Source organism: Metabacillus hrfriensis (genome assembly GCF_030127205.1).
GTDB classification, from domain to species: Bacteria; Bacillota; Bacilli; order Bacillales; family Bacillaceae; genus Bacillus_P; species Bacillus_P dongyingensis.
In genome coordinates, this window is record NZ_CP126116.1 from 1,090,413 (window position 1) to 1,108,821 (window position 18,409).

The 18,409-nt window shown below is 43.3% G+C and carries 16 protein-coding genes; 7 read left to right on the forward strand and 9 right to left on the reverse strand.

Going from position 1 to position 18,409, the window contains the following annotated elements:
- Nucleotides 1–401 precede the first annotated feature (401 nt).
- On the reverse strand, nt 402–764 hold the full coding sequence (locus tag QLQ22_RS05430) for a YhjD family protein (RefSeq protein ID WP_284016170.1): 363 nt from the start codon (nt 762–764) through the stop codon (nt 402–404).
- 182 nt (nt 765–946) lie between these two features.
- Here QLQ22_RS05430 and QLQ22_RS05435 point away from each other — a divergent pair, with 182 nt between their 5' ends.
- Complete coding sequence (locus QLQ22_RS05435; protein ID WP_284016171.1) at nt 947–1,564, forward strand: TVP38/TMEM64 family protein; 618 nt, start codon at nt 947–949, stop codon at nt 1,562–1,564.
- An 18-nt stretch (nt 1,565–1,582) separates the two neighbouring features.
- A complete protein-coding gene (gene lepB / locus QLQ22_RS05440) occupies nt 1,583–2,086 on the forward strand; it encodes a signal peptidase I (RefSeq protein ID WP_284016172.1) in 504 nt (167 codons plus the stop codon).
- Nucleotides 2,087–2,183: 97 nt separating this feature from the next.
- On the opposite strand, the gene QLQ22_RS05445 is transcribed toward lepB, so the two are convergent.
- Nucleotides 2,184–2,480, reverse strand: coding sequence for a hypothetical protein (locus QLQ22_RS05445; RefSeq protein WP_284016173.1), 297 nt, complete (start codon nt 2,478–2,480; stop codon nt 2,184–2,186).
- Between the two features lie 489 nt (nt 2,481–2,969).
- On the opposite strand from QLQ22_RS05445, the gene addB reads away from it, so the two are divergent.
- From addB to QLQ22_RS05470, 5 genes are all read left to right on the forward strand, one after another.
- A complete protein-coding gene (gene addB / locus QLQ22_RS05450; RefSeq protein WP_284016174.1) occupies nt 2,970–6,482 on the forward strand; it encodes a helicase-exonuclease AddAB subunit AddB in 3,513 nt (1,170 codons plus the stop codon).
- Nucleotides 6,463–10,170 carry a helicase-exonuclease AddAB subunit AddA gene (addA, locus tag QLQ22_RS05455; protein ID WP_284016175.1) on the forward strand — a complete coding sequence of 1,236 codons (3,708 nt, stop codon included), beginning with the start codon at nt 6,463–6,465 and terminating at the stop codon, nt 10,168–10,170. Before addB ends, addA begins: the two co-directional genes overlap by 20 nt.
- Nucleotides 10,171–10,472: 302 nt before the next feature.
- Nucleotides 10,473–11,654 (forward strand): exonuclease SbcCD subunit D, encoded by a 1,182-nt coding sequence (locus QLQ22_RS05460; RefSeq protein WP_284016176.1) that lies wholly within the window; start codon nt 10,473–10,475, stop codon nt 11,652–11,654.
- On the forward strand, nt 11,651–15,010 hold the full coding sequence (locus QLQ22_RS05465; protein ID WP_284016177.1) for an SbcC/MukB-like Walker B domain-containing protein: 3,360 nt from the start codon (nt 11,651–11,653) through the stop codon (nt 15,008–15,010). The genes QLQ22_RS05460 and QLQ22_RS05465 overlap by 4 nt, the downstream gene beginning before the upstream one ends.
- 21 nt (nt 15,011–15,031) lie before the next feature.
- Nucleotides 15,032–15,334 (forward strand): HNH nuclease-like protein HlpB, encoded by a 303-nt coding sequence (locus QLQ22_RS05470; protein ID WP_223440256.1) that lies wholly within the window; start codon nt 15,032–15,034, stop codon nt 15,332–15,334.
- 36 nt (nt 15,335–15,370) lie between these two features.
- On the opposite strand, the gene QLQ22_RS05475 is transcribed toward QLQ22_RS05470, so the two are convergent.
- From QLQ22_RS05475 to QLQ22_RS05505, 7 genes are all read right to left on the reverse strand, one after another.
- Nucleotides 15,371–15,589 (reverse strand): spore germination protein, encoded by a 219-nt coding sequence (locus QLQ22_RS05475; RefSeq protein ID WP_223440257.1) that lies wholly within the window; start codon nt 15,587–15,589, stop codon nt 15,371–15,373.
- 44 nt (nt 15,590–15,633) lie between these two features.
- Nucleotides 15,634–16,020 carry a spore germination protein GerPE gene (locus QLQ22_RS05480; protein ID WP_252208180.1) on the reverse strand — a complete coding sequence of 129 codons (387 nt, stop codon included), beginning with the start codon at nt 16,018–16,020 and terminating at the stop codon, nt 15,634–15,636.
- 6 nt (nt 16,021–16,026) lie between these two features.
- Entirely contained in the window at nt 16,027–16,203 is a 177-nt protein-coding gene (locus QLQ22_RS05485) for a spore gernimation protein GerPD (RefSeq protein WP_223440261.1), read from the reverse strand.
- Nucleotides 16,200–16,826 (reverse strand): spore germination protein GerPC, encoded by a 627-nt coding sequence (gerPC, locus tag QLQ22_RS05490; RefSeq protein WP_252208181.1) that lies wholly within the window; start codon nt 16,824–16,826, stop codon nt 16,200–16,202. Before gerPC ends, QLQ22_RS05485 begins: the two co-directional genes overlap by 4 nt.
- 84 nt (nt 16,827–16,910) lie before the next feature.
- Nucleotides 16,911–17,126 carry a spore germination protein GerPB gene (locus tag QLQ22_RS05495; RefSeq protein ID WP_284016178.1) on the reverse strand — a complete coding sequence of 72 codons (216 nt, stop codon included), beginning with the start codon at nt 17,124–17,126 and terminating at the stop codon, nt 16,911–16,913.
- 14 nt (nt 17,127–17,140) lie between these two features.
- Nucleotides 17,141–17,362, reverse strand: coding sequence for a spore germination protein (locus tag QLQ22_RS05500; protein WP_223440266.1), 222 nt, complete (start codon nt 17,360–17,362; stop codon nt 17,141–17,143).
- A 185-nt stretch (nt 17,363–17,547) separates the two neighbouring features.
- Nucleotides 17,548–18,402 (reverse strand): carbohydrate ABC transporter permease, encoded by an 855-nt coding sequence (locus tag QLQ22_RS05505; protein WP_420828828.1) that lies wholly within the window; start codon nt 18,400–18,402, stop codon nt 17,548–17,550.
- Between the last annotated feature and the right edge of the window lie 7 nt (nt 18,403–18,409).

The window sequence follows — 18,409 nt, forward strand, 5'->3', positions numbered from 1 at the left end:
CTGCATAACTAGCACTCTAATTACCTTGTTAACTTAATACAGATTATAGACAGCAGAAATATTTTAGAAGAGCAGTGAGAACTGCTCTTTTGATTGTTGACAACTGCTGCTGTTGGATGACAATAAAAAGTTTCATTTCAAATAAAGTTGTTACTTTTACAATAATAATTGTTTATATCTCCAGTTAGTTTTCCATCTAATTTACATACAAATTTATAAACAGCAACTAGAAAATGAATAGGAAGGGTCAAGAATAGCTGAGTACGATAACCTCCACCATCCATAATTAAAATAACCAAAGGCTGCGGAAGAAGGGTGAATGATTCATAAATTAAAATCCCAACAACCCAAAGGGATATATAAAATACCTTTACATACATCGTGAGCTGAACAAGCACTAATTACTTTTTTAGGACTTTAAATAAATAATCCTCCATCAGTTCGCATACTTTATTGCGTATTCGGGGATTAAAATAATTGTGCTGCTCCTCGTAGCCTTTAAAGATGAATGAATACATGGTAAAGGCTTCATCCCTTTGTACCTGGCTGACTTTAATGCTGTTTTTTTTCAGTTCATGGCGTACGACTGTCAGATCCTTTTGTGCAAGCTTGAGTGATTCTTCCACGATGTTAAGATAGGGCTGTTTAAGCTTGAATGGACTTTGTTCAATGATAGATAAGTCCCGGTTGAATATGGAAATGGTCATCGGGAGGTAAATGGACATTTCAATTGCATCTCGAAGGTCTGAGGGAATTCTCGTCATCAAAAAAACCTCGCTTCAACATTATAAAAAGAACGTATGTTCGATTTTATTTTACTTTATCAGCTTATGAAATGCAAGACTGTTTTATGCATGCTCCACACCGCAATATACCCTCTATGTTTAAAGTCTTTACACAAAAGTGTAAAATAATAGCATAGATAAAGATATAAGGAGCTTACCGCATGGAACTTGAGGCGTTTCTGGATTATTTTACAATGGAAAGAATGATGGAGTTTTTCAAAGATTACCGTTCGTTTGGCCCGCTGCTCGGCATAGGCCTGCCTTTGCTTGAAGCATTTCTGCCATTTTTGCCGTTAGTGGTTTTTGTTGTAGCCAATGCTAATTCGTTTGGTCTGTGGTTTGGTTTTATCTATTCATGGATTGGCAGCTGCCTTGGGGCACTCATTTTGTTTTGGATCATACGTAAATACGGACAGGAGAAGTTCTTCAGGGTTTTCAGCCGGAACGCGACTGTGCAGAGAATGATGGGGTGGCTTGAGAGGCACGGGTTTGGTCCTTTGTTTTTACTGCTTTGCTTCCCGTTTACGCCTTCTGCAGCAGTTAATATCGTAGCAGGACTGTCCAAGGTGAGTATTTGGCAATTCAGTTTGGCTGTGCTGTCCGGAAAGTTTGTGATGATCTTTTTGATCAGTTTCATCGGCTACGATTTGCGGGCTATGATTACGCAGCCTGAAAGAACTGTCATTGCCGCTGTTGTGATTTTTTTATTGTGGTTGATCGGCAAGCAGCTCGAAAAGCGCCTGAATGTTAAAATGCTTGAGAAGAAAAGAGATCATTAAATTTACGGAGGAGTTAAGATGAGAAAAAGATACTTGTTTTTTTCAACTGTCATCACTTTCTTGCTCATTATTACCATAAAAAATCTCGTTTTCGTTGATTACAAAGTAGAGGGTGTTTCCATGCAGCCCACTTTAACAGCCGGACATCTGCTGTCCATAAACAAGGTAAATCACCGCCTGTTTGATTTCAAGCGTTTTGATATCGTTGTGTTTAAAGCACCAGGCGGAGAAGATGCTTATATCAAAAGAGTGATCGGTTTGCCCGGGGATGAACTGGCATATAAAAACGATAAGCTGTTCGTGAATGGCAAAGCTATGGAAGAACCCTATTTGAAGTCGCAGAAAAAAGGGACTCCTTTCGGCAGATTAACAGGGAACTTTACATTAAAAGATATCACCGGAAGAAAAACAATTCCTGAAGGCTATCTTTTTGTTTTGGGGGATAATCGTCTCGTAAGCCGTGACAGCCGCCAATTCGGATTGATCAGCCAGGATGATGTGATCGGGAAAGTGAAAGAATGAGCTTATTTTCTGATTGTAAAAAGAACGGCTATGCTGTAAAAGACTGAGAATAAAAACAGAATTTCATGAAAAGAGAAGATGCCTGCAATTATAGGGCCTAAGCTTGCACGGCTAAAAGCAGAAATGAACAGAGGGATACGGCAGGTGCCCTGCCACGGCCTCCGTATTCGCCGGTAAGTGAAATGAATGCGGGTATACAAACAGAAAGCGATGCCGTGTATAAGACAGAAAATCCGGCTGACATGTAAAGGTTCGGGCGTGAAAATGTAAATGAAAGGACCATTCCAATCATTGCATACCTGACAATAGTCAGTTTCCCGTATTTTATAATCAGCTTAACACTGATGAGCGAGAAGAATACCCCGGTTAACCCTGCTGCTTTGCTCCAAAACAAAACCTCATTTGAAACAGTTCCTCATGATTATCGGAATAGCATATAATGCTGCTTGCGACCATAATGGCGGTGAGTAAAAAAAGAATGAAAGCAGATTGATTCTATTCCCTTTTCTGCCTTCGTTAACCTCCTGTTTCTGCAAAACTTGGCAAATGTGCGGGAATGGTATTCCCATGTCTTTTCAAGTAAAATAGAGGGAGAGAATACGACTGAAATAGATGAAAAAATAAAAAGGCATAATGGTATGCCTTTTTATTCTTTAAAGATAAGAAAAGATAAAAGGCTAAAGACCCAGAGTAAGGTCAAAGCGCGGTGCGCTTTTCATAGGAAACGATAAAATTTTGATCAATGATGGCAAGCAAGCGCCTAAATCCCCGGTCAGAAAGGCTCCGCCAAAAAACGTCCAGCCCGGACTTTTCCGTCGGTTCCTTATCTGCAAGCTGGAGCTGAATAAGGCGCTTGCGCTTTTCTAAGAGAGGGGTCCTGAATGTGGGAGTAAGATTTGTTTTAGGGAGATCTGGAAGCGGGAAAACACACCGGCTGTTAAATGAAATCCGCATGGATCTTTTTGATCAGCCTGAGGGAGACCCAATCGTTTATTTGGTGCCGGATCAAATGACGTTTGGCATTGAATATGAGCTGATTAAGACGCCTGATTTAGGCGGGATGATGCGGGCTCAAATATTCAGCTTCAGCCGTCTGGCCTGGAGGATTCTGCAGGAAACCGGAGGAATCAGCCGTTATCATATTTCTGGCACAGGGATTCAAATGATGCTCCGGAAGCTTGTAGAACAGCATAAGCAGGAGTTTAAAATTTTTGCAAAAGCAAGCAGCAAAAGCGGATTTATCGAACATATTGAGTCGATGATTACAGAACTGAAGCGCTATTGCCTCACGCCGCAGGATATGGAAGAGAAGCTCGAGAGGATGTCAGTAAATGCCACCCGTCAGGAAAAGGCGCTTGCTGATAAGCTTCATGATGTTATCCTCCTTTATAAACAGCTTGAGGTTGAACTCAGCGGAACGTATGTTGATTCAGAGGATTACCTCAAGCTTTTGGCAGAGAAAATTGCTGAATCATCTTATATTCGAAGTGCTGATATTTATATAGATGGATTTCACAGCTTTACACCGCAGGAGTATGAAGTAATCAAGGCAATTATGAATCATGCGAAAAGCGTAACCATTGCACTTACAGCGGACAAGCCGTTTCATGAGCATCTGCCGCATGAGCTGCATTTATTCAGAATGACGGGAATGACCTATCATAAGCTCTCAATGCTTGCTGAGGAATCAAAGATGGATGTGGATGAGGTGCTCGTATTAAACGAGATGCCGAGATTTATAGAACGTCCGTCTCTTGCCCATCTTGAACGATATCTTGAGTCAAGACCATTAAAGCCGTACGAAGGAGAAACAAACGCGGTGATTGCCCAGGCCGCGTCCCGCCGCTCAGAAATAGAAGGGATAGCCAGAAAAATCCGCGGTTTTGTTATGAATGAAAGGTACCGCTATAAAGATCTTGCCGTTTTAATTCGGAATATCGGCGACTATCAGGACTTAATTGAACAAGTGTTCAGAGATTATGAGATTCCATTTTTTATCGATCAAAAGCGTTCCATGCTGAATCACCCTGTCATTGAACTGATCAGATCCGCCCTGGAAGTCTTAAATGGCAACTGGCGCTATGAAGCTGTGTTCCGCTGTATTAAAACAGAACTCCTTCTTCCTCTTGATGCCGACAAGCAGGATATGCGGGAAAAAATGGATCAGTTTGAAAACTACGTGCTTTCATATGGGATTCAGGGCAGCAAATGGACGAAGGAAGAACGCTTTGTTTACCGCAGATACTATTCTCTGGACGATGAGTATGTCAGAACAGATGAAGAAAATGAAATGGAAGAAATGATCAATCAGCTAAGGGATCTGGTTGTCCGTCCGCTTCACGGACTCGCTCAAAGAATGAAAGGCGCTAAAAACGGCATCGGCATGGCTGAGGCTCTGTACCTGTTTCTTGAAGATCTGGATATCCCGCTTAAGCTTGAGCAGCTGAGAGTGGAAGCTGAGGAAGCGGGAAGACTGATCGAGGCAAGAGAACATGCACAAGTATGGAGTGCTGTAACAGGAATGCTTGATGAATTTGCTGAGATGATGAATGAGCATTCCCTTTCCCGCAAGCTATTTTCGGAAATGATTGAAACGGGTCTTGAAGCAATGAAGTTTGCGCTGGTTCCGCCAGCAATTGATCAGGTTGTCATCGCAAGCTTAGAACGCTCAAGGCTGCTTAACGTAAATATTTCATTTGTTGTTGGTGCGAACGATGGTGTCCTTCCTGCCAGACCGATGGAAAAAGGTGTGCTGACAGAGGAAGACAGGATGTCCCTCCACCATCAGGGGATTGAGCTTGCGCCAACTGCGCGCGAGCAGCTTTTAGATGAGAGTTTTATCATTTATTTAGCATTGGCTGGCGCATCCCATGAGCTGTATATTTCCTATCCTCTTGCAGATGAAGAGGGAAAAGCTTTGCTGCCTTCCATGATCATAAAAAGGTTAAGAGATTTATTTCCGGACATTCAAACGGAAATCTTTATAAATGAGCCTGAGGAGCTGCCTGAAGAGGAGCAGCTGTCCTTCATTGTGAATGAAGATGTTACGATATCTTATTTGACATCCCAGCTTCAAGCCTGGAAACGAAGCTATCCAATCAGCTCCATCTGGTGGGATACGTATACGTATTTTACCAAGCATGAACAAAAAGAGACGTTATCGAAAGTCGTGGGAAGCCTGTTTTACCGAAACGAGGCAGAAACGCTGCAATCAGACATCAGCAGAGAGCTGTACGGCGAGCACATTCAAGGCAGTGTTTCGCGGATGGAAATGTTTAAGGCCTGTGCGTTTTCCCATTATGCTACGCACGGATTAAAGCTAAAGGAACGGCAATATTTCCGCTTGGAGGCACCGGATATCGGTCAAATGTTTCACTCTGCTTTAAAGCTGATTTCAGATCGCATGCAGCAATTAAAGCTTGATTGGAAGGATTTATCGAAAGACCAGTGTGCCCGTCTTTCCCATGATGCAGTTGAAACGCTGGCTCCAAGGCTTCAAAGGGAAATTCTATTAAGCTCAAACCGTCATCACTATTTAAAAAGAAAGCTTGTCAGCATTATAACGAGAGCATCGTCTATCTTAAGCGAGCATGCGAAGGCAAGCGGATTTGCGCCGGCCGGTCTTGAGCTCGGTTTTGGCAAAGGCGGTCCGCTTCCTCCTATCCGTTTTCAGCTGGATAATGGATGCACGATGGAATTGATCGGAAGGATTGACCGCGTGGATAAGGCGGAAAGCTCAAAAGGGGTTCTTCTCCGAATCGTTGATTTTAAATCAAGCGATAAAGCTCTGAATCTAGCAGAAGTGTATTACGGACTTGCCCTGCAAATGCTGACGTATTTAGATGTGATTATTACACATTCTAAAAGCTGGCTTGGAGTGGAAGCGACTCCTGCAGGCGTGCTTTATTTCCATGTGCATGATCCGATGATTCAGACTGCATCTCAGCTGCCTCAGGATAAAATTGAAGAGGAGATTTTCAAGAAGTTCAAAATGAAGGGGCTGCTCCTTGGAGATGAGGAAGCTGTACGGTTAATGGATCAGACATTAGACAGCGGTCTTTCGAAAATTGTATCTGCCGGCCTTAAAAAGGATGGCAGCTTCAGGTCTGACTCTGCGATTGCAAGCGAAGGCGAATTTGATTTGCTCCGAGGACATGTGCGCTCCATTTTCCAAAGCATAGGAACCGATATTACAAACGGAGTTGTTGACATCGCTCCATACAAAATGAAGGAGAAAGTGCCATGCACGTTTTGCTCCTTTAAGTCAGTCTGTCAATTTGATCAATCATTGGCGGAAAATCAATACCGCATGCTGAAGGATGACAAAAATGATGTTATTCTCACTAGATTGCGGAACGAAGCAGGGGGGGAAGAGAATGATACCGAAACCAAGTGACAGCCAGTGGACAGATGATCAATGGAAAGCGATCGTCTCAAGCGGGCAGGATATTCTTGTGGCAGCAGCTGCAGGATCAGGAAAAACAGCGGTGCTCGTAGAGAGAATCATCCGCAAAATCATTTCAAAAGAAAATCCGGTCGATGTGGACCGGCTATTAGTCGCAACTTTCACGAATGCTTCTGCGGCAGAAATGAGAAACCGGATCGGCGAAGCTCTTGAAAAAGCATTGAAGGATAACCCCTCTTCCCTTCATTTGAGAAGACAGCTGTCCCTTTTAAATCGGGCAGCGATTTCTACGCTGCATTCCTTCTGCTTGAATGTGGTGAGGAAATACTATTACTTAATCGATTTGGATCCGGGCTTCCGGATTGCAGATGAAACAGAGGGACAGCTCCTGATTGATGAGGTGCTCGATGATATTTTTGAAGAACAATACAGCCTTGCAGATAATGATGCTTTTTTTGATCTAGTAGACCGCTATACAACAGATAGAAGTGATACAGACTTGCAGACACTTATACGTGCACTCTATCAATTTTCACGGTCACATCCGAATCCTTCCATGTGGCTTGACGAGCTTGCAAAGATGTACAGCGAAGAAGAACGGCTTGAAAACTTGCCATTTTTCCCATATCTTACAGCAGATATATCCATGCAGCTTACAAGCAGTCTCGAAAAACTGCAGCGGGCGCTTGCACTGACTGAAAAACCTGGCGGCCCCGCTCCGCGTGCGGAAAATCTGACTGATGATATCAGACAGGTCCAGGAACTGATTGAAGTAAGGGATTCTTGGCAGGAATTGGCGGGGAAAATGGCGCTGACGTCATTTTCACGGGCAAAGGCATGCAGGGGTTCTGAATACAGCAAGGAATTGCTGGAACAGACTACAGCGCTGCGAAATTCAGCAAAAAAACAGATTGAACAGCTGCAGGAAGAGCTGTTTGGACGTTCTTATGAAAGCCATTTGCAGGATTTACGGGAATTAAAACCTGTCATTGAAACACTTACAGGGCTTGTGAAGCTGTTTGGAGCACGTTTTGATGAAATGAAAAAGCAAAAAGGAATTGTTGATTTCTCAGATCTTGAGCACTACTGCCTTCAAATTCTTGGAACACCTGATGAGCTTGGTCATCTGCAGGCAAGTGAAGCAGCTCTTGATTATCAAAATCAGTTTAAAGAGGTTCTTGTCGATGAGTATCAGGATACCAATCTTGTTCAGGAAACCATTCTCAAGCTAGTAGCAAAAAGGGGTCCGGGAAACCTGTTTATGGTTGGGGATGTAAAACAATCAATCTACAGATTCCGTCTTGCTGAGCCGTTCTTATTTTTAAGCAAATATAAAACCTTCTCAAAAGAAGGACAGCACAGCGGCCTCCGCATCGATTTATCTAAAAACTTCAGAAGCCGTTCAGAAGTAATCGACGGCACAAACTTTCTTTTCAAACAGCTGATGGGAGAGAAGGTTGGGGAAGTTGCATACGACCTTGATGCTGAGCTGAAGCTTGGGGCGTCTTATCCGGATTCTGAGAAAATGCGGGCTGAACTTCTGCTTATAAACCGCGGCAAAGATGAGGAAGAGGACGATTCAGAGGATGATGCACCATTCCATCCCGAAGAACTTCAGACCGTTCAGCTTGAAGCAAGAGTCATGGCAAAGAAAATCCGCGGCATGATTCAGGATAAATTTCAGATTTATGACCGCAAAATCGGCGGAACCCGGAACATCACATACAGGGATGTTGTGATCCTGCTCCGCTCTATGCCATGGGCGCCCCAAATTATTGAGGAGTTTAAGCAGGAAGGCATTCCTGTGTATGCCAACCTCTCAGGGGGCTATTTTGAAGCAACAGAAGTCGCTATTATGATGTCACTGCTTAAAGTGATTGATAATCCATACCAGGATGTTCCGCTTGCATCCGTTTTAAGATCGCCTGTTGTTGGACTGAATACAAATGAACTGGCAATCATCCGGACGTATTCAAAAAAAGGCGCGTATTTTGAAGCGTTAAAAATTTTCTTAGCAGAAGCATCCATAGAAGACGCTGGACTCAGCAGAAGACTCCAGTCATTTTATAATCAGCTGCAAACATGGAGGGAACTCGCCCGCATGGGCTCAGTTTCCGAATTAATCTGGCAGCTGTACCGGGATACGAAATTTTTTAATTATGTCGGAGGAATGCCGGGCGGCAAGCAGCGGCAGGCAAATTTGCGGGCGCTTTATGACAGAGCCCGCCAGTATGAAGCAACAACCTTCAGAGGACTTTTTCGTTTCCTTCGCTTTATAGAGCGCATGCAAGAGCGCGGTGATGACCTTGGTGCTGCAAGAGCTCTTGGAGAGCAGGAAGATGTGGTCAGGCTGATGACCATTCACAGCAGCAAAGGACTGGAGTTTCCGGTCGTATTCGTTGCAGGGCTTGCAAGACAGTTTAATATGATGGATATGAATAAAAAATATTTGCTCGATAAGGAACTCGGATTTGCTACGAAGCTGATTCAGCCGTCCCTTCGAATCAGCTACCCGACCTTGCCGCTCTCAGCCATGAAGAAAAAGATGAAAATTGAACTGCTGTCAGAAGAGCTCCGTGTTTTGTATGTTGCTTTAACACGGGCAAAAGAGAAACTTTTCTTAGTTGGCACTTTGAAAGACGCAGGAAAAACGCTGTCTGATTGGCAAAATTCAATGACACAAGAGGAGTGGCTGCTCCCGGATTTTGAACGGGCACAGGCTAAATCGTATCTTGACTGGATCGGTCCGGCATTAGTCCGGCACGCGGATGCAGAAAGGCTCAGGGAGAACAGCGAAGAGACTAGTCCTTTCATTCTGGATCACCCATCCAGGTGGGAAGTGAACGTAATGGATGAAGAGGAACTGTATGACAGTCAAAAAGAGGAGAAAAAGTACGATCAGGAAATGCTAAGTGCATTGAAAAACCTTGAACCTGTTGCACAGCAGTCAGATTATCAAGATCAAATAAAAGCCCGGTTATCATGGACGTATCAGCATCAGTTTGCCACCGTATTCCGTTCCAAGCAATCTGTATCGGAAGTGAAAAGGCAGCAGGAATTCAGAGATGAATACAGTGATGAAACCATTCTGCGGACTCAGATAGACACCTTTATGTTTGATCGTCCAAAATTCATGCAGAAAAAATCGCTCACGGCTGCAGAAAAAGGGACAGCTATGCATGCTGTCATGCAGCAGCTCAACCTGAGAGAACCGGTAACGTCCAAAAATACCGAACAAAAAGTACAAGAGCTAATCACAAAAGAAATTCTGACGGAAGAACAGGCAGGCAGCATTGAGATTGACTCCATTGTTCATTTTTTCCAGACGGATATCGGAAAAAGACTTCAAAAAGCAGACCGAATTGAGAGGGAAGTTCCCTTCAGTTATGCATTGCCTGCGGAAGAACTATATGAAGAAGCAATGGGTGAACATGTCTTGATTCAAGGGGTAATTGACTGTTTATTTGAAGACAAAGATGGTGTTGTTTTGATAGATTACAAAACAGATGCCATTCAAGGCAAGTATCCGGGAGGATTTCAGCAGGCACGTCCTATTTTAGCGAAACGCTACAGGGTTCAGCTTGATCTTTACGGAAAAGCCATTGAAAAAATAACGACGAAACCTCTTTCATCAAAAATTCTTTACTTTTTTGATGGAGGAAATGTACTTGAAATATAGCAAATGAGAAAGAAAGGCTTTTCTTTTTTATATTGAATATTTGATAGATTGGCTAGCGCAAGCGCCGGGCTTTCCGGTCAGAACGGCTCATCCGCAAATGGCTGAGCTGACCAGGATGCTTGCGCTTTTCTTAATAGATAAGAAAGTACAAATTTTTGCGCATTGATGTCTAGCCGCATCGCCCAGCTCCTTGGCCAAAATAAATCCGGCAAAAAGTCAATCCAGGACTTTTCTGCCTGAAACTTATCTGTATGTCGGAGCTAAACGGGCGCTTGCATGAATAGAAAGGACGGGAAATCTCTATGCGGATTCTACACACAGCAGACTGGCATTTAGGCCGAACGCTTGAAGGGCGAAGCCGTCTGCGCGAGCAGGCCCAATTTTTAGACGAGCTTTCGCAGATCGTTATTGATGAAAAAGCGGATGCGGTCATTATGGCAGGAGATGCCTTTGATACCGTGAATCCTCCTGCAGCGGCGGAACAGCTCTTTTATGAAAGCATTTCGAGGCTTTCAGATATAGGCCGCCGTCCTGTCGTTGTGATAGCGGGCAACCATGACAACCCTGAACGGCTGCAGGCAGCTTCACCGCTTGCAGATACACAGGGCATCCATCTGATTGGATACCCGGCCTCAGGCGTTATAACCGTTGATGTGCCGGCTGTCAATCAATCAATGATGATGGCGGCGCTTGCTTACCCTTCAGAAGCAAGATTAAAAGAGGTGCTCTCAGACAGTCATGATGAAATTCTTTTGCGAAATTCCTATGATGAAAGAATAAGGGATTTATTCGCATATATGGCAGAGCAGTTCAGAAGTGATACAGTTAATCTGGCAATGAGTCATATATATGTAGCAGGGGGAAGCTCCACTGATTCTGAACGACCGATAGAAGTGGGAGGCGCATATACGGTAGCAGCTTCTAGTCTTCCTGAAAAAGCGCAGTATGTGGCGCTTGGGCATCTGCATCGTCCTCAGACTCTGAAGCGCGCGGGCACAATGGCAAGATACTCAGGTTCGCCTCTTGCCTACAGTTTTTCAGAATCTGGCTATGCCAAATCGGTCTCCATTGTAGACATAGAGCCGGGAGGACAGGCTCAAGTTTCTGAAGTGTTGCTCTCAAGCGGAAAACCATTAGTGAAATGGAGAGCTAAAGAAGGCTTGCACCAGGTGCACCGGTGGCTGGATGAGGGAAAAGATCAAAACGCCTGGATTGATTTAGAAGTCCATTTAAAAGATACGCTGTCACTTGAAGAGATTCATAGATTGCGAAATTCTCACCCCGGTTTTGTGCATATACGTCCTGTCTTTGAAAAAAATATAAATGAACAAAGCCGGGAAAGCAGAGCGAATCTTCCTATAGATGAACTTTTCGCCAAGTTTTATGAGCAGCAGACCGGGGGGGCACAGCCCGATCAGGAAACGATGAAACTCTTTCTGGACATGATTCACGATGAGCCCGAAGATGAGGAGGACAAGGAATGAAGCCAATATCCCTTACCATTTCAGGATTGCACAGTTTTAGAGAAAAGCAGGTTATTGACTTCAGTTCTCTTTGCGAAGGCGGCGTGTTTGGCATATTCGGCCCGACAGGCAGCGGAAAATCCTCTATTCTTGATGCGATGACACTTGCTTTGTACGGAAAAGTAGAGCGGGCAGCCAATAACACTCAGGGAATTTTAAATCATGCGGAGAATGCCATTCACGTATCTTTTACATTTGAACTTGAGAATGCAAGCAGTTCCAGACGATATTCCGTTGAACGAATGTTTAAGCGAACGGATGAGCAGCGTGTTAAAACTTCGCTTTGCCGCATCATGGAGCATACCGAAGAAAGCGTAGTTCTTGCTGATAAAGCGGCAGAAGTAAATGAAAAAGTGTATGATCTTCTTGGTCTTACAATTGATGATTTCACAAGAGCGGTCGTTCTTCCTCAAGGAAAATTTGCTGAATTCCTGTCCTTAAAGGGAGCGGAAAGAAGGCAGATGCTGCAGCGTTTGTTTCATTTAGAGCAGTATGGGGATGAGCTCGTTAAAAAGCTCAGAAAAAGATTGCTGCATGCCAAAGGGAAGCAAAACGAACTGACAGCTGAACAGGCGGGGCTTGGAGATGCTTCAATTGAAGCAGTTAATCTTGCTGAACAAGAGCTGCAAGGGGCAAATATCCTTTTTGAAAAAAGACAAAAAGAATACGATCAAACACTCAAACAATATGAAGAGTACGAAGAAGTGTGGCAGCTTCAGCTTGAAAAGGGAGAGTATGAAAGCATACAGTCAGGCCTTGAGGAGCAAAAAACTGACATTGCGGCGCTGTTGGATCGTCTGGAAGCTGCGGAGAAAGCGGACTACGTCAAGCCATATGCAGAGGCGCTTCAATCAGCTGAACAAGAAAAGAACAACAGCAGCACACAAATGAAAGAACTGCAGCAAGTCCTTATGCAGCACAAGAACCGTTATGCAAAAATAGTGAACTCCTATGAGCAAGTACGTGAAAAGAAAGCTGCAGAAGAACCCATTTTAGTGGCGAGAAAAGAACAGCTATTGCAGCTTAGGGAGTTGGAGAAAGACCTAAAAAATGAATTGACTTTCATTAAGGAATTGACGGAAAAGGCTAATGAGGCATCGAAAGATCTAAAGCAGCGGGAAGAAGCAGCGGAGCGGGCAAATGAATTATTGAAAAAAGCGCTTGAAAAGCAAAAGGCGCTAAAAGACCAAATAGATCAGAATACTGTTACTGTTCAAGAGAGAGAACAAATACGGATGGCATCCGAGCAAAGGTTTCACCTCGCTAATACGGAGGCATCCTTAGCTGAGTGGAGGAAGAGAGCGGATAAAAAAGAGGCTCTTGTCAAGCATGCAGAAGAACAGCTGAGGGACACAAGACAGAAGCACGAGGCTTGTGGCACTAAAATAAAGGAATGCTACGGTGAAGTGCAGCAATTTTATCATAGAAGCTGCGAGCTTCTTAACGTGCATCAACATCAGGCTGAAATACGCAAACGGCGCCTTTTGGATGAAAAAAACAAAGCTGAAAAACAGCGTGATCAGAAAATGGCGGCCGAGCTTGCAAAACATCTTTCACATGGCGATCCCTGTCCGGTATGCGGCTCGTCCCATCATCCGGAGCCTGCCAAAGAGACGGATCTATTAGAAATATCAGGTTCACTGGTTGAGGAGCTTGAAAAGAAAACAGCTGAAGATACAGCAATCAGCGCGCATCTTCAGCACTTAAAAGAAAAATGGGAAGAACTCTCAAGAGAAATGATTTCTGCCTGTCCCTTTTTGTCGGAGATGGTTGTTTCTTTAAATGAAGAAGAGAACCAGGATATTGATCCCCATACGGAATATAAAGCGCTGAACCAGGATTTTCTGCAAACGAAAGAACGGTTTCAAAAGCTTCAAAGCATCGAAAGAGAATGGCAGGAGAAAATCAATCATAACCTTTATACTCATAAGAACAATGAAGAAGATTTAAAGGAATTGAATGAAAAGCATGGTCAAATTGAGTCAGAATATCTTGCCGGACTTGAAAAATGGAACGGGCAGTTCAGCGGGCTCTCCTTTCTGCAGGCAGAAGAAAAGCAGCGGCAGATCAGTGAAAAGGATGCTGTTCTTGAAGACCTGAAAGCAAGAGTGAAAATAAGCGTTCAATTTATTGAAGAAAAAGAGAAGCAAATCAAACAGCTGGAGCACGAAGCCCAGCAAATCAAAAATACTCAGATAGAGCTTTCAGCTTCGGTTCAAAATAGGCAGCAGGCAGCAGACGAGAAGCAGAAAAGGCTGAATCAAGAGACAGTAAACGGTGACATTGCCTCCTTGCTCCAAGAAACAGAGCGTACATTAGAAGAGCTTGTTCAAAAGGAAAAAAATCTTTACAAAGAGTGGCAGACTGCCCTGCAGGATGTTCAAAAGGCTGAAAGCAGCAGCCATGCAGCAGAGAAGGCATTTGAACATGCAGAGCTGCGTTTTGCCCAGGCTAAAGCGAAATGGGATCAGGTAAAGCAAGCGACTCCATTCGCAGATATTGAAGCTGCTGTGAAAGCACTGGTTTCATCTGCAGAGAAACAGAAAATGAAAGATGAAATTGATTCCTATCAGGATAAAAAGAAACAAGTACTGGCAGACTTAAAACGTGTAGAAACAAAATTGAATCATCGTTCTGTCAGCCTTGAAAAATGGACAGACATTAAGCAGCTCAAGTCTGAAAGCAAGGCACAGATTGACCTTGCAGCGGAAGAAAAAGGAGCTGCAGCAAAAGCATTGCAGCTGCTGAAAGAGAAACATAAACGCTTTATGGAAATAGAAGAAAAGCGTGTGGAACTTGACAGCCTTGCCGCGCGTCTTGAAAAACTTCAATCTGTCTTTAAGGGCAACGGCTTTGTGGAATTTTTGGCAGAAGAACAGCTTCACCTGGTAGCAGAGGACGCTTCCGAACGTTTAGGACAATTGACGAGACAGCGTTATGCCATTGAAGTAGATTCGGGCGGCGGCTTTATTATGAGAGATGATGCAAATGGGGGAGTGAGGCGTCCTGTATCAAGCTTATCCGGCGGAGAAACGTTCTTGACTTCGCTTGCTCTTGCCTTGTCCTTATCCTCTCAAATCCAGCTGAGAGGGGAATATCCGCTTCAGTTCTTCTTCTTGGACGAAGGATTTGGGACTCTTGATGGGGAGCTGCTTGAAACGGTAATATCAGCCCTTGAAAAGCTGCAGTCTGACAATCTTGCTGTAGGCGTCATCAGCCATGTCCAGGAGCTTCGTGCCAGATTGCCGAGGAAGCTTATTGTAATGCCTGCTGAGCCGACTGGAAATGGAACAAGCGTATTGCTTGAAGTGATGTAGGGATAAAAAGGATGGATGGATATGGCGAAAAAAGGGCCGGGAACATGCGAGCTATGCCGACGGCAGGATGTAGAAACGACAGAACATCATTTAACTCCAAAAGAAAAAGGCGGGACCTTTTTGCCGACAGCACAGCTCTGCATACCGTGCCACAAGCAAATCCATGCTTTGTATACGAATGATGAGCTTGCCATTCGCCTGAATACAATAACAGAACTAAGGAATGACCCTAAACTTGCAAGCTATGTAAAATGGATCCGCAAGCAGCCTTCTTCAAGACTTGTCAGGACTAAAAAATCAAATGAGCGGAAGAAAAGAATATAAAATGAAAATGACGTGCTGTCTAATAGGCACGTCATTTTAGTTATTTCCAACAATATTTTGATCATTTAAATCAGGATCGATTGAATTCGTAGCACTTACAATATTATTTACGATGATAAAGTCACCTGTATTTCCCCCGCCAGAACCTGATGAAGACTTTGATGAACTCTTAGGAGAAAGATAAAACGAGTCACCGAAGTTTACAACACCGCCTCCGACAGAATTAATGCAGATAGGACCAATAATAGCTGGCATGAACGAACATCCTTTGGCTTTCTGTCATATTCACAGTCTATGCATTAAGGCTGTTTACGTTCATTCCCGCTCAGCAATTGTCTGATGTGCTTCACACGTGTTTCAGCTGAGATCGTGTTTGTGGAACCGAATTGAACAACAGCAGATGAAGAAATAGATATTACTTTAACTGCCCCAACTTTAATGGTTGGATTTTCATGATGAAAAGAGGTCTGAATCTTTTCTGTGATCAGAGGTTTTGGCAAAAGCTCCGAGTAAAAGCTGTATTGCTTTAAGTCACCCTCGTTTCCCAAAAAGATTTCTGCCTCCCTTTGCACGGCATAGACGTTAGTTCGCGGAACGATATCTACACTGTCTCCGATCTGAAAAAGCGAACTGATCCCGATGGAGTTAACATACGCCTTGTTAACTATAGATAATCGATTGATCATTGCGGCTTATTGCGGTGCAAGAGGAACAAATGGACCTATAATCAATGATTCAGGCGGCGTATCAAAAACCGATGACAATGTAATGCAGTTCACATCGCCAATAAGGAAGACGCTGGAACTTGCAACAGCGGCCACTTGGATGGCACCAACTGAAAGTTCTTTATTTACTACGTTAAAATTCATGAGTTGCTGTCGACCCCTTCTTTTGGCAGGGCTTGGATAAAGTGCGTAATGGAACGCTCCACATCCTGCTTTACTTTAGATGTAATATCCTCAATTAACGCGCTGACAGGCACGGCTTCATCATATGTTCTTTGTTTTAAGTAGTATCTGATCCGGCTGTCAATTTGCTTGCGGATATCCTCAATGATAAATTCCTTATGCGCATCATCAAGCTCATAGCTATATTGTGCAGCGAGCTGTTCAATATATTTGACGCAGTCTTCGTTCAGAAAAGCAAGCAGCCTCGCCTGAACAGCTTCAAATATTTCTTCCTCGCGCTTCGTGTTATTTACTTGGTTAACTTGAAGTCCTCTTTGATCCACCTCAAAGTTTTCAATTTGATCAGGGACGGTTGGATTAAGTCCTATATTTAATGTGCCTTCCAGCGTTTCTACTTTTAATTGATCAAATTTATACTCTATTTTTTCAATTGTTGTACTAGGGCGCTTTTTCAATTCTTCTATTTCGTCCATCATGGCGGAAACAGCGGATTCAAGTTTTTTGATTTTCTGATCCTGAGCCTGAACAATTCCGTATAAATGCTGCACACACTGCACCATTGATTGATCATAGTACAATTTCATTCACCCCGCTTATAAAATCACGTACATAGTATCTAGATTTATTTATATGCACCGTACTAAAAATGGGTGAATGCCTATGCCGGATTAAATTGGAGCAAGCGGAACGAATGGACCTTCTGTTTGAGTCTGCCATCCCGGACTTACTGCAGCAGGAGCAGGTGCTGTAAATGCCCCGGTATTATAAAGGTTTGACAGCGGTTTAATAATACCTGCGCTTCCGATTTGAAGGACAGAAGAGTTGCTTACCGCCTCCACCTTCAGGTGATTAATTTGGATTGTCTGGTTAATGTAAAAATTCATGTTTTCACCTCTTTTTATGCATTTCCCGCTATTGGCTGGTCAATCGTATCGTTGTCGTAAGTATTCGTGACACTATTTTGATTGTAAATTTTCAAACCATCTCCCGTATTGAAAGATCCAGCCCCTGCAAAGGTTTTGACTTCGCTGTATGGCGAGATGGTAATGACATCCCCGATATGAACAATGCTGCTCGTACCAACGGCATTTACTTTAAATGCTCCTACTATGGCTGGCATATCCAACATCCTTTGCTTTTTGAGGTAAAGTACTGCACCTTTAAAATATCGTATGAAAGATAGGCAAACTTGTGATAAATGCGGATTTATTTAGAGGATTTTGTTTAGCGGTATCACTGCTGGTATAGAAAAAGACCAGCACAAATTGCTGGTCCTTTCAATTAAAGCCGGTTTCACTTTTTTAGTTATTTCATTCCCGATATCGTATATCCTTCAATAATGTGCTTCTGAAATAAGATGAAAATGATTATGATTGGAACAACCATAAAGGTTGATCCAGCCATCTGAAGGGCAAAGTTTCCGCCATACTGGCCTTTTAATAAAGACAAACCAACTGAGAGGGTATACAGTGCTTCGTCATTTGCGATAATCAATGGCCAGAGGAAGCTGTTCCACCCTGCAATAAATGTCAGGATTCCCTGAACAGCAAGAATCGGCTTAGATATCGGCAGAACGACTTGTACGAAGACGCGAAATTCGCTTGCCCCATCCAGTCTTGCCGCCTCAAGTAATTCATCTGGTATTGTGGACATAAATTGCCTGAACAGAAAAATACTGAAGGCTCCAACAAGACCAGGCAGGACAATTCCAGCCATTGTATTTGTCAGCTGCAATTGATTTAAAATTAAATAAACAGGAATCATAGTGACTTGTCCAGGAATCATCATAGTAGCAAGCACCATATAAAAAATCTTTTCTCTTCCTTTAAAATTAAATTTTGCAAATGCATAACCCGCCATCGCATTTAGAAACAATCCAGCAAAAGAAAAAAGCACTACGATAATGGTGTTTTTTAAGTAAACGGTAAAATTCATGTTTGCGAACAGATTAACAAAATTTTCAAGAGTAAATTCACTTGGCCATAATGTTGGCGGTATCTGCATAACTTCACTCTCAGTTTTAAAAGCAGAGAGTATCATCCATATGAATGGAATGGAGATAAGAAAGCCTCCAATTGTTAAAATGATGCCAAGTGTCCACTGTTTATAACGCTCTTTTGAAGTTAAATACACAGGCTGTTTCATTGTCTTTGTTTTCATCGTTTTC

What these genes read in the sequence shown, in the direction of transcription:
- QLQ22_RS05465 (WP_284016177.1), top strand. Translation starts at nt 11,651, where the DNA reads ATGAAGCCAATATCCCTTACCATTTCAGGATTGCACAGTTTTAGAGAA.
- QLQ22_RS05475 (WP_223440257.1), bottom strand. Translation starts at nt 15,589, where the DNA reads ATGCCAGCTATTATTGGTCCTATCTGCATTAATTCTGTCGGAGGCGGT.
- gerPC (WP_252208181.1), bottom strand. Translation starts at nt 16,826, where the DNA reads ATGAAATTGTACTATGATCAATCAATGGTGCAGTGTGTGCAGCATTTA.
- QLQ22_RS05460 (WP_284016176.1), top strand. Translation starts at nt 10,473, where the DNA reads ATGCGGATTCTACACACAGCAGACTGGCATTTAGGCCGAACGCTTGAA.
- QLQ22_RS05470 (WP_223440256.1), top strand. Translation starts at nt 15,032, where the DNA reads ATGGCGAAAAAAGGGCCGGGAACATGCGAGCTATGCCGACGGCAGGAT.
- lepB (WP_284016172.1), top strand. Translation starts at nt 1,583, where the DNA reads ATGAGAAAAAGATACTTGTTTTTTTCAACTGTCATCACTTTCTTGCTC.
- QLQ22_RS05500 (WP_223440266.1), bottom strand. Translation starts at nt 17,362, where the DNA reads ATGCCAGCCATAGTAGGAGCATTTAAAGTAAATGCCGTTGGTACGAGC.
- QLQ22_RS05495 (WP_284016178.1), bottom strand. Translation starts at nt 17,126, where the DNA reads ATGAATTTTTACATTAACCAGACAATCCAAATTAATCACCTGAAGGTG.
- addA (WP_284016175.1), top strand. Translation starts at nt 6,463, where the DNA reads ATGATACCGAAACCAAGTGACAGCCAGTGGACAGATGATCAATGGAAA.
- QLQ22_RS05485 (WP_223440261.1), bottom strand. Translation starts at nt 16,203, where the DNA reads ATGAATTTTAACGTAGTAAATAAAGAACTTTCAGTTGGTGCCATCCAA.
- QLQ22_RS05430 (WP_284016170.1), bottom strand. Translation starts at nt 764, where the DNA reads ATGACGAGAATTCCCTCAGACCTTCGAGATGCAATTGAAATGTCCATT.
- QLQ22_RS05505 (WP_420828828.1), bottom strand. Translation starts at nt 18,402, where the DNA reads ATGAAAACAAAGACAATGAAACAGCCTGTGTATTTAACTTCAAAAGAG.
- QLQ22_RS05435 (WP_284016171.1), top strand. Translation starts at nt 947, where the DNA reads ATGGAACTTGAGGCGTTTCTGGATTATTTTACAATGGAAAGAATGATG.
- QLQ22_RS05480 (WP_252208180.1), bottom strand. Translation starts at nt 16,020, where the DNA reads ATGATCAATCGATTATCTATAGTTAACAAGGCGTATGTTAACTCCATC.